At 42.9% G+C, this 12,577-nt stretch carries 5 protein-coding genes; 2 read left to right on the top strand and 3 right to left on the bottom strand.

Features of this window, described 5'->3' with window-relative positions; translation table 11 throughout:
• Positions 1 to 14 precede the first annotated feature (14 nt).
• The gene (locus BM386_RS14155; RefSeq protein ID WP_091695508.1) at positions 15 to 1,061 is read left to right on the top strand and encodes a cytochrome-c peroxidase; all 1,047 of its coding nucleotides are present in this window, start codon (positions 15 to 17) and stop codon (positions 1,059 to 1,061) included.
• A complete protein-coding gene (locus BM386_RS14150) occupies positions 1,058 to 2,122 on the top strand; it encodes a transporter family protein (RefSeq protein WP_091695506.1) in 1,065 nt (354 codons plus the stop codon). The genes BM386_RS14155 and BM386_RS14150 overlap by 4 nt, the downstream gene beginning before the upstream one ends.
• Positions 2,123 to 2,202: 80 nt before the next feature.
• On the opposite strand, the gene BM386_RS14145 is transcribed toward BM386_RS14150, so the two are convergent.
• The 3 genes from BM386_RS14145 to BM386_RS14135 form a co-directional block, all read right to left on the bottom strand.
• Complete coding sequence (locus BM386_RS14145) at positions 2,203 to 4,608, bottom strand: OmpA family protein (RefSeq protein ID WP_244545534.1); 2,406 nt, start codon at positions 4,606 to 4,608, stop codon at positions 2,203 to 2,205.
• Between the two features lie 2 nt (positions 4,609 to 4,610).
• Entirely contained in the window at positions 4,611 to 5,585 is a 975-nt protein-coding gene (locus BM386_RS14140; protein ID WP_091695503.1) for a PorP/SprF family type IX secretion system membrane protein, read from the bottom strand.
• A gap of 128 nt (positions 5,586 to 5,713) precedes the next feature.
• Positions 5,714 to 12,577 (bottom strand): DUF7507 domain-containing protein (locus BM386_RS14135; RefSeq protein WP_139235919.1); only part of this gene is annotated, 6,864 nt, incomplete at its 5' end.

Here is a 12,577-nt window from a genome sequence, read left to right as displayed (position 1 = left end):
CTCCGGGTCTCTTTATGAAAAAGCTTTCTAAACTTATTCTTAGCCTCCCTTTGGTCTGGGCATGTACTTCAGGGGAAGATCCGGTAATTTCAGAACCTAAAATCCATTATTATATTCCAGAGGTTTCTTCCACTCTTCAGGTTGCGGGATTTCCACAGCCTGAGCGGAATATGCTTTCTGAGGAAGGGGTTGCTTTGGGAAAGAGGTTATACTTTGACCCAAACCTATCTGGGAATGGTAAAGTCTCCTGTGCCACTTGTCATAGCCCTTCTTTGGCTTTTACTGATGGGTTGGCATTGGCCAAGCACGGAGTTTCGGGAAAGGGATTGCACCGCACTTCGCCCCCTCTATTCAATTTGGCTTGGCAAAGTGAGGGACTCTTTTGGGATGGTGGAGCACATGATCTGGAATCTTTGAACTTTGCCCCATTGACTCACCCTGATGAAATGGGCGCTGATCTAAATGAGCTTATCTCTTATTTGGAAAGTGATCCAGTTTATAAGGAGCAATTCGAATTTGTCTTTTCGGAAGGTCAAATCCAAAGCGCCCAGATTTCACGGGCGATCAGTCAATATGTTAGATCACTTATTTCCCAGGACTCTAAGTATGATCGCTGGAAAAGAAGTGAAGCGGAATTAACAGAATTGGAACTTACAGGCTATCAGCTTTATCAAAAAAACTGCTCCAGTTGCCATCAGGAAGGGCTCTTTACTGATAGAAGCTTTCACAATAACGGACTGGACAAAGCATATCCAAATCCTCCAGCATTGGAAGGATTATATCAGGGTCGCTTTAGAATCACCTCAAATCCTGAAGACATGGGGGCATACAAAACTCCTACACTTCGCAATATTGTCTTGACTGCTCCTTACATGCATGACGGAAGATTCCAGACTTTGGAAGAAGTACTGGATCATTACCAAAATGGAATTCAGGTAAATGAAACTTTGGCCCCGGCTCTATCCGAAGGGATCAAGCTCAGTACTACCGAAAGAGTTGCAATCATAGCATTTCTGAACACCTTGACTGATTCTCTTTTTATTCAAAAACATCAAAAATGAAACTGATAAAATCAATTAATTATAAAATACTGCTGCTTGGACTTACCTCCTTTTCCTTTCTGGGAATGCAGAAAAGCTACGCCTGTGATAGCTGCAACTTCTTCGAATACAGCCTGCTTCAAAACAAAAGTTACTTAGGGTTATTCTACCGTTACCGAGGATTCAATGATTACAAGAGTTATACTGCTGTCAGTCCAGCTTCCCAATCGATTCTCACTTATCCACAGCAGCTTTCTACCAAATTACTCCCAGGTAGTTATCCAATTGTCATGCATGAACCTGAAGGAAATAATCTCTATGTGAGAAAATCGAAAGAGGATTTTGAGACTTATCAGACGATAGAGGTTCGAGGGAATTTTACAGTGAAAAACAAATGGAATTTCACGGCGGTGCTTCCATACGAATTCAACAAAGTCTATTATGAAGAATACCTTGACTTGCCAAAACCGACAAGAGACACTACGCTATTCGTCCAGGGATGGGGAGATTTGACCTTGGCGGGAGATTACATTTGGTTGATTTACAATAAAAAATCCAGACACACTATACGACCTGGGTTTGCTATTAATCTACCTACTGGTCAAGCATTGATAAAATCTGGCAATGAAAACCGAGATTATTTCGATCCAATCATTCAACCGGGCAAGAATGCCTTTGCTTTTATTCCGAGAGTAAATTACCAATGGTTCTTAAACAATCAGGGAGTGAATGCAGGGGCAAGTTACCAATTCAGCACGGAGGGAGCTCAAGACTATCAGGCTGGAGATAGCTTCAATGCCTATGCAATCTACTTTCATCAATTTCAGGCAAGTGAAAAAGTGCTTTTAGCTCCGAATGCCGGGTTTTATTATGAAGCTTCGCAAAAGGATTTGTGGAATACCATTGAGCAAGATCTTACGGGCGGGAAAGTTACCTTCGCACAAATTGGATTAGATTTCAATGTCACTCAGACTACCTTAAATTTAATTTATCAGTATCCACTATCTCAGAACCTAAATGGTAACCAGATCATGCATTCAAGTAGATTGAGTGTGGGGGTTATCAGGAATTTTAAGCTTTGACTTTAAAACATGTTTGAGAAAAAAAGAGTCCCGCAAATGCGGGACCCTTTTCAAACTTTACTATTCACATCAATAACGTGTTACAACGTATCAACTTTCTTTTTCCTGCCTGTATAGGTAAATGAAGACTTCCCTACCCGAAGTTCGGTACGTCTATTCAACTGGTGCATAGCCTCAGTACAGGTAATTTCATTACAATCATTTACTGGCTTAGTTTCTCCAAACCAAGTTTCTTCCATTCTGTTGTCTTCGATACCTCGTTCAATAAGGTATTTCTTCACTGCATCAGCTCGTCTCTCAGATAGTGGCTTGTTGTATTCATCAGAACCTCTCTGATCAGTATGGCCTTCTATATAAAGCATTAGGTTTGGCATACGCTTCAACATAATGGCAGTACGCTCAAGCTCTTTTCTATGCACTGATCTCAACATCGATTTGTCAAAGTCAAAATAGATGGTAGGAATTGCTTCAAGCTCTTTTTGAATATCTTCAAACAGTGTCTCTGGATCACAGAAATTAAGGTCTTTAAAGCTCTCAGGAATTTCGTATCCTTTGCTTGGGTCAGGAAATGCTTCCAAAATCAACTCTGATCTTCTGTTCAACTGATGATCTACTTCAGAACATGGCTGGCCATCTTCACATCCATTAACCAATTCTTGCTCTCCAAACCACTCTAGTCTAATTCGATCAGCAGATATATTATGCTGTGCCATATATTCAGTCACAGCTTTTGCTCTATTATTGGAAAGGATAATGTTATACTCATCACTAGCACGGGAATCGGTATGAGAAGCAACAAGTAGATCCAGGAATGGATATTTGTTCATCATCTCACCTAGCTTGTCCAATGCTGGTTTTGCATCGTCTCTAATCTTAAACTTATCCAAATCGTAATACACAATATCCACATAGACTGGCAACTGATAAGGAATCGCAATTAAGGTATATTCTCTTTTTACCGTATCGCCTTCAAAGCCTTTCGTAGTGATACTTTCGTCAGTTACGCTAAAGTATCCAGGTTTGGAGATGACGATCCCAAAATCACTGTCAGGCTCTAGTTCGGCAAGAAGTTCACCGTTACCGCTTCTGGTTGTCTGCACATTTCCATTCTGGGTTTTGTCTCTTAAGGTAGCCATGTAGCTATCGGTAATTACTAAACCTTCGCAATCAATAACTCTAGCGAGAAATTGCTTATACACATCCTGAATGGTATAAATATCATCCAGTCCTTGTCCACCTTTTCTATTGGATGAAATAAATACTTCTTCTTTACCTTTTTCGTTTAATACCTCTCGATATGCAAAATCATCAGCCAGTGAATTGATAGGCATACCCATATTCTGCACATTGCTGAATTGAGTATCGGTATAATCAGCCTGGAATACATCCATGCCACCTACTCCTGGGTGTCCGGTAGAGCTAAAATAGAATTTATCATCTTTTCTGAATGCATGTGATTCATTTCCAGATGTATTGATAGTTGAGCCCAAGTTTACAGGAGCTCCAAATGTCATCTCTGCGTCATAAGTCGCATAATATAAATCAGTGCCACCCATGCCCCCTGGCATATCTGAAGTAAAATATAACCTCTTTGCCTCCTCATCTACATAAGGGTTCATCACTGCATATCTTATTGAATCATTGAATGGAACAGGGTAAAATCCTTCCATTGTCCCATCTTCGTTCAATTTGCTGTAGTATATCTCTGGCTGAACTACAATATCCTCACGCTTCTTTACTTTTTTGATATCCCTAGTAATAGAGTAGAAAAGTATGCCTTGTCCTTTATCGTAACTAGGATCTGAGAAATTATAGGTACCTGGCACATTTGATACTAATTCGGTGACGTTCCCGGATGTATCTTGTTTATATACTGAAAAATATTCTCGGTCTGTATAATCACTTTTCTCTTCGCTGAAATATTTATTTTTTGCATCAAATCTCAAGCTTGCCATCTCACTAGGATATATGCCGCCACGATCAGATACAAAATACTTGTTTCCATTAGAGTCAATGGCCAAATCAAAATCCGAACCAGCAGAGTTTAGCCCCTCAGCAGGCTCCAACTTAACTTTCTTCTTACTTTTAATGGTCAATAATTTTGCTACATCCAGACTGTCTGCTGAGACTCCTTTAGCTTCAATTATGCTGACAGCCTCATCAAAATTATCTGTCAACTGAGCAGCTCTAAGAAATTGTGCGTAGTCGGAATTAGTAGCCTCGTCATATCCTACGGTAGTTTTCCACCACTCGTATGATTTATCGTAATCGCGGATGATATCCTCTACTCCAGCTACCTTTTTTGCAGTTTCATAATTCGGCTTATGGGCATAAGCCTGCTCATATACTTCAAGGGCATGGGTATAGTTCATTAGCTCCATCTGCTTGTCAGCATAACGGATTTTACTTTTCTGCGCTTCTGTAACTCCAACTGATCCAAAGATCATGGCTGCGGTAATACTGAGTATTGTAAATGTCTTTTTCATAATCAGAACCATCTTTGGTTTTTCATTACTGCTGTTTTCGGAGTTATGTAGTAGCCTACGGAAAGCTCATGGGAGTTATTTCTGTAGTTGCTCAGCACATTCAGGTTATGGTCATAGGCGTAGCCTAATCTTAAACGCTTGGTAGCGTAGATCTCAATAATCGCTGCCAATGCATTTCGACTATCTAGATTCTCTTGCAAATTATCGTTCCAGATTTTCATATTGCTTCTGTACGATCCTCCAACCCAAATTCGCTCTGCAAACAAGAACATCGCGTTGATATCATAATTGGTCGGAGCTCCTTTTACTTCCTTGATAAGGAAGCTAGGCTTGAACTTCACTGTCTGTCCAAAATCAAATATGGCACCTGCAGTAAGGTAAAAGTGAAAATCATGGTAAGCTAGAGCTACATCTTCTCTTTCGAGAGATTTCTTACCAATCATATTATAAACACTAAACCCTGCATAAAACTTGTTAGTGTTAAAAAACAAGCCTGTGTTTAGATTTGGTGTCGTCAGGTTGATTCTTCCATCGGGTATTTCACTATCAGGAAAGTCATTCGGGTCTAGCATGCTTCCATCAATAGAATATTGTGAAAAGCCTGCACTTACTCCAAGCCCCAAATGACTATTGGCTCCCGTTTGAATACGATAAGCATAAGTCAACAAGCCTCCGGTGGTTTTGGCTGGCCCTAAGTTGTCACTCAGAAACGACACCCCGAATCCCATCGTCCCTTCGTTTGCAGATAAATCTGCTGTGACGGTGAAGGTCTCCGGTGCCCCTGGGAAATTAACCCACTGGCTTCGGTAAGTTGACTGAATGTAGCCTTCCTGCTTATAGCCTGCATACCCTGGGTTAATATGTAACCCATTAAAGATATACTGGCTGAACTGCGGAAGCTGCTGTCCAAAAGTCCCCCCGGTGGCCAATATGGCCACCAGAAAGGTCATTCCAATGATTTTAAAAGTAGTTTTCATATGCTTATAATTTATCTTTTAGAGCTCATATGGAATCTCGCATGAACTATAATAATCCCAGTGTGTGATATTTGATTCATGCTCGATTTCATATGCTATCTATTTTCTACCTGTCTGTGGACCAATGATTAGTTTTTAATTACTTGAATCCAACCTTTGTACTCATGTTCTCTACCACTTCTATCTACAGCTTTTAGTACATAGAAGTAGGTACCTGCTGTTTGCCCTGGAGCGTTCCAGTCATTCTGATAATTTTCCTGCTCTAGAACATGGTCACCATATCTATTAATGATAGTGATCTCAGTACTTACAAATATATTAATTCCTTCTATTTCAAATGTATCGTTATCTCCATCATTATTAGGAGTGATCACATTAGGTATATGGAATGGCATAATTGTATTCACATCGTCATCCTGATTGTTTGTATCATCAATATCCTCTTCATCAGAACCGATAATCACCGTATTGGTAATTACCCCTGCGGTTACTGCATTCACCTTCACTCTTATAGTGATTGTAGCTCCAGCTTCTAGCGTAGGGATCGTCCAAGTAATGGCACTTCCCGATACGTTATCATTCACTGTAGCATTCGTGCTATTTGCAGTTACCGTGTTACTGATGTAAGTCACTCCGGCAGGAAGGTTGTCTGTTACTACCACATTCGTAGCAGGAGTATCTCCATTGGTAATGACAATCTCATACTCAAAATCGTCACCTTCAAATATCTCCACATCAAACGAAGTCTTAGTAACTCCAAGATCAACTTGATCATTTAGCAATCTAAAGACAACAATTGCATCATCCTGGTTATCTGGGAATGCTGTCTCACGTAGCGTATATCTCAAAGTATATTCTCTAGCTTCGTTCACTCCTGGGATCAGGCTCAACTCTCCGTTTTCATCGATCAATAGACCTACGATTCCGTCAAGTTCTGTGAATTCGAAGTCCACATCTGCTGGGTCTGGTCGCTCACCTTCTAGTCGGTCATTATCCAGGATATTTCCTAGCAATCCACCGAAGCTTATGAAGTGAGTACCAAAGTCATCGTCATTGGCGATGATTTCAACATCTACCTCTAGACATCTCATACCGAAGTCCATATTCAGATTTACAGGGTTTTCAGCAGTTATCATGGCCGATATGCCATCTGCCCCACCTGTAACACCACATCTTACTTCAGTTCTAGAAGCATTGATATCAGTCATTCTGGCATCTGCATCAGGAAGAACTTTCACTAATCCAGTTGCACCCATTCTCTGCGCTTCAGCATCCAGGAATTCGTCATTATTCAAGTAAGCAGTAAACTCACCGAACTCTACTCCCTCTGGCCTATCTCTCCAGTATCCTATGATACCGACGATGATATCTGCAGCATATCCTCCAGGACCATCTACATGAACATTGGCAGACTGAGCATTGCCGAAGCCGGCTTTGTTCAACTCACCCTCGTTTTCAGGGCCATCGTATCTGCCGTCACCATTGAGATCGAACCATTCCCAATCCGCAATATCAATTGGACCTTGGGTAGGATCATTCAGTGTTACTTGACCGTCGTTATTGGCATCAAACCATTCGTTCTGGATACCATCACCATTCAAGTCATACCATACAAAGTCTCCCAGTACAATACCATCATAGGTTTCATAACCGAAGTCATGCGTCTGATAAGCACAGTCAGCGATATCCGTAAAGAACAAGGAGCTTTCTACTGGATACAGACCTCTTGCCGCATTTAGATTAGCATCCTGCACTTGTACTAGGTAGCTGCCTGGAGCAAAATCCTGGAAGGTATATCTACCGTCCGCACCTGTAATAACAAGTAGCGTAGAGCCAGGAGTATCTCCCTGCGGAATCAGCGTAACAGGCACTCCAGCCAGTGGAAGATCCGCCTCAGCATTGAATGCAATACCCGTAATCAGGGTCTGGCCTTCACAACCTACTTCTACCACATGGTCATCTTCTTCAGATACCGGATTTTCTGGATCAACAGGATTTGTCGCTGTAACTGTTGCTACGTTGACCAAGTTTTCCTGATTAGCAATGTCCGACTCGGTTACAGTGTACGTAGTTGAATACTCAAGTACCTCATTAGGCAATAGCATTTCAACAGATTCCGTAAATCCAGTCATTGGATCATTTACCTGAACATCTACCAATGGAGCTGTACCTGTATTGGTAACTGTAATTGTATAAGTGATTACTTCCCCGATTTCATAGACCACAGTCTTATCTGCAGTTTTGTCTATCTGGATTCCAGCGGTCAGATCAACATTCACAGTCGCATCATCTTCAGCTTCTACAGGAGTTTCAGAATTTTCATGAACTGCTTTCACCGTAGCCACATTCAGAATAGGCTCTCCACTTAGAATGTCTTCCAATGTAACTGTGTAAGTAGTCTGGAAGCTTCTTTCTTCCCCTGGAGCCAAGGTTAATGAACCTACTGCCAAACCTGTTTTGGGATCTGTCAGCTCACCACTAGTAAGAGTTACATTACCGGTATTTTTCACCAATAAGGTATAATTCAGTACCACACCGGCTTCACTTACAGAAGTCACATCAACGGTTTTATCTAGCGTAATCGATGGTAATGGATCAATTGGAGTTTCAATTTCAGTCTCATCCTCAGGATCTTCACCGTCTGGGCTTTCGCCAGAAGCAAGTGCAGTATTCAATACAAATCCTGCATCTACATCAGCCTGAGTCACCACATATTCAGTGTTCAATGCAGTAGAAGCTCCTGGTGCTAAAGTACCTGCATTTTGATCTAGACCAGTCAGTGGATCTGTAACCATCACATTAGTCAAGGTCACATTACCTGTGTTGGTCACAGTCAAAGTATAGGTGATCACATCACCTGCTGCATTTACCTCAGATCCGTTGTCAGATTTCACAATCTGTATCATCGGATTCTGAGGAATCTCAGTGATGGTACAGTCTCCCTCACACTCTGGGTCCGTAACATCCGGAGATACCGGAGTAGGATCAGAAGATTCGTCGGTGATGTCATCACTTGGATCTTCAGGATCTCCGCCTGGTGCTTCGCCTCTTGCAATAGCAAGGTTAGATACCAAGCCGTTATCTATATCTGACTGCGTCAATACGTAAGTTGCAGTGAAGGTTGAGTTGTCCTCTGCACCAGGAGCAAATGTTGCTATAGGGCCTCCTACTACTGCTACTTTATCATCTTCGATAGTCACATTGGTCAAGGTCACGTTGCCAGTATTTCTCACAGTGAAGGTGTAAACCACTGTCTCGCCCACCTGAGCAAATCCGTCATTGTTTCCATCTACGAAGGCTCCGTCTTTCAACAGTTCAATCATAGGATTCTGAGGAATCTCAGTAATGGTACAATCACCCTCACACTCAGGATCCGTAACCTCTGGATCTACTGGTGTAGGATCAGAGGACTCGTCGGTGATGTCATCACTTGGATCTTCAGGATCTCCGCCTGGTGCTTCGCCTCTTGCAATTGCAAGGTTAGATACCAAGCCGTTATCTATATCGGACTGCGTCAATACGTAGGTCGCAGTGAAGGTTGAGTTATCCTCATCACCCGGAGCAAATGTTGCTATTGGGCCTCCTACTACTGCTACCTTATCATCTTCAACAGTCACGTTGGTCAAGGTCACGTTGCCAGTGTTTCTCACCGTGAAGGTGTAAACCACGGTCTCGCCTACCTGAGCAAATCCATCATTGTTTCCATCTACGAAGGCTCCGTCTTTCAACAGTTCTATCATCGGATTCTGAGGAATCTCAGTGATGGTACAGTCTCCCTCACACTCTGGATCTGTAACCTCTGGATCTACTGGTGTAGGATCAGAGGACTCGTCGGTGATGTCATCACTTGGATCTTCAGGATCTCCGCCTGGCGCTTCGCCTCTTGCTATTGCAAGGTTGGACACCAAGCCGTTGTCTATATCTGACTGTGTCAATACGTAGGTTGCAGTGAAGGTTGAGTTGTCCTCATCACCCGGAGCAAATGTTGCTATAGGGCCTCCTACTACTGCTACCTTATTATCTTCGATAGTCACGTTGGTCAAGGTAACGTTGCCAGTGTTTCTCACCGTGAAGGTGTAAACCACGGTCTCGCCTACCTGAGCAAATCCATCATTGTTGCCATCTACGAAGGCTCCGTCTTTCAACAGTTCTATCATAGGATTCTGAGGAATCTCAGTGATGGTACAGTCTCCCTCACACTCAGGATCCGTAACCTCTGGATCTACTGGTGTAGGATCAGAGGACTCGTCGGTGATGTCATCACTTGGATCTTCAGGATCTCCGCCTGGCGCTTCGCCTCTTGCTATTGCAAGGTTGGACACCAAGCCGTTGTCTATATCTGACTGCGTCAATACGTAGGTCGCAGTGAAGGTTGAGTTGTCCTCATCACCCGGAGCAAATGTTGCTATAGGGCCCCCTACTACTGCTACCTTATTATCTTCGATAGTCACGTTGGTCAAGGTCACGTTGCCAGTGTTTCTCACCGTGAAGGTGTAAACCACGGTCTCGCCCACCTGAGCAAATCCATCATTGTTGCCATCTACGAAGGCTCCGTCTTTCAACAGTTCGATTTCCGGAGAAATTTCAAAGCATTCTTCTACAGAATCTTCATCGCTTGCTATTACTCTTCCTTCAGCAACCTCTGATTCCTGCTCATAAACTTCTTCATAAGCTGTAGCAGATGCAGTATTGGTTACACAAAGACCGTCTATCAAATCTTGATCGATTTCTAGATCCGTAGTTTCTTCCCATGTCGCCTGCGGAGCCAATGAAGGAATAGTCCACATTTCACCAGTCAGGTCATCCTTCACTTCAATGTTGAATAGTTCAACATCTCCAGTGTTAGTGACTTTGATACCGTATGTGATAAAGCCTTCTACCACATTATCATTTTCAAGAACTGATTTCTCAATCATTAATCCTGGGGCCACCACACGTACCGTCACAATCGCGGTATCGCAGTTGGTTGGATTAGGATTGGTACAGATTCTATATTCTAGGGTGTAAATACCTGGAGTCAATCCTGGAGATACACTTACCAAACCTGTATTTGTATCCAAGATCAATGCGCCTGGAGTAGATTGAGTCACCTCAGTTATTGTTACCAAAGTAGTATTCAATGGTGATGTACCATCCAACAATCTGTCATTTGTCAATACATTGACAATATCATCGTATCCAAACTCATAAACCGGAATGCTGGTCATATCGTCATCCTCAGCAATAGGAGGGTTCGGATTAGGGTTACATCCTTCAGAAGCTCCTGGATATGTTACTTCTGTTCGAACTTCAGGATTCAATTCAAAGATCACATAAGCACCTTCTTCACGAACCTGATAGAAGTTAAATTCTCCAGCCACCCACTGTTGGTTTTCAAATTTCCATCCTGGCCATGCACTACCGTATCCACCAGCCAATGTATCAGCACCAGGGAACAGCATGTAGCCTTCCATTGGGATATTATCGTAGCTGATGATCACATTGTCATCCTTGTCATACCAAGTCATGGTCAACGGATTAGGATCATTTGGAGCCAGATCCTGTAGATCAAAGTTCACCGGTGATAGCAACCATCTCAAGTATGGAGCATCCAGTTCACAATACTCATCCACTTCGATCAACCCAAGTTCAGGGTTGATCGTGACTGTAATCACTGCCTCATCCCAGTTGGATGGATTTCCAGTTTCTGTAATTCTATAAGTTAACTGGTAGTTACCTGCCTGAGGATTTGGTGCAATGGTGATCTCCCCGTTTGCATCCACACTCAATACCCCATCTGGATCTGCAATCACTGTTGTCAAGGTCACATTGGCAGGAGTTGCCGGACCACCTTTCAACTCATCATTTGTCAAAGCATTGACAGCTGAAGTCTGGGCAGTAGTCTCATAATCAAATGTTCCCGCGAAGTCATCCACAGCCAAGATCTCATTGAAGCTAGCTTCAGCAGTTTCAGAATCAGGATCAGATTCTATAGGCTCCTGTCCTTCTCCCTCACCGATGAATCCTTTACCTGTTGCTATGTTGGTCACTGACCCTTCTTCCAAATCAGCTGCAGTGATAGCATAAGTAGCAGTAAACACAATCTCATCTCCTGGAGCCAAGCTTACAGTATTATTCTCATCAGCAATAGTTCCATCGATCTTATCATCTTCCACTGTGAATGGACCATAAAGCGTCACATTACCCGTGTTTTCCAAGGTATAGCTGTATTCAACTACATCATCAACCTCGCTATATGGATCACCGGCAGTGATTTCTTTATCGATAGTCAATTCAGGAGTTTGAGTAAAGCAAGCATCAGCCATGTCCTCATCCTGAGCCACCACTCTATATAGCAATCCTCCTGGGAATTCTCCTTCACCCGGAGATTGCTGCTGTCCATCAATGAACTCTCTTGACTCTGCAATAGCCGTATTTTCATAGCATTTGCCATCAATCATTTCCTGCGTGATTTCCACCGTTACTTGGCGGGTATCCTCTGCGTTAGGTGCAAGTTCAGCGATAGTCCAGTTATCCTCTGTTTCTATATCTTCTACATAGATATTGTAAAGGGTAACATTACCAGTGTTTTTCACAGTGATGTCGAAGATCAAGTCTCCTTCGAGGATGTCCGCGTTAGAATTCACAGTTTTGGTGATTTCCAAATTAGGTTTCTGGCATAGCTCGAAGCTGGTCAAACCATCCACATCGAAGCTCTCACCTGAATCATCAGTCACCGGAGTGTTCTGGCCAAACTGACCAGCCGCTCTCGCCTGATTCGTGATCACACCTGCCTCAACATCCTGTGCAGTCACCACATACGTGGCTGTGTAGGTCGCTTCCTCGCCTGGAGCTAGCGTGCCCTCTGTATTATCACTCTCTGCGGCAACAAACGTGATCGCCGGTGCTGTGCCCGTGCCACTGAAGCTCAACTCAGACACAGAGACATTACCCAACGTCACCGTACCTGTATTTCTTACTACAAACGTGTAGGTCAACTCATCGCCAGCCTC

The sequence above is a fragment of the Algoriphagus locisalis genome, assembly GCF_900116615.1.
GTDB lineage: Bacteria > Bacteroidota > Bacteroidia > Cytophagales > Cyclobacteriaceae > Algoriphagus > Algoriphagus locisalis.
This window is presented reverse-complemented; position numbering and strand designations above follow the sequence as displayed.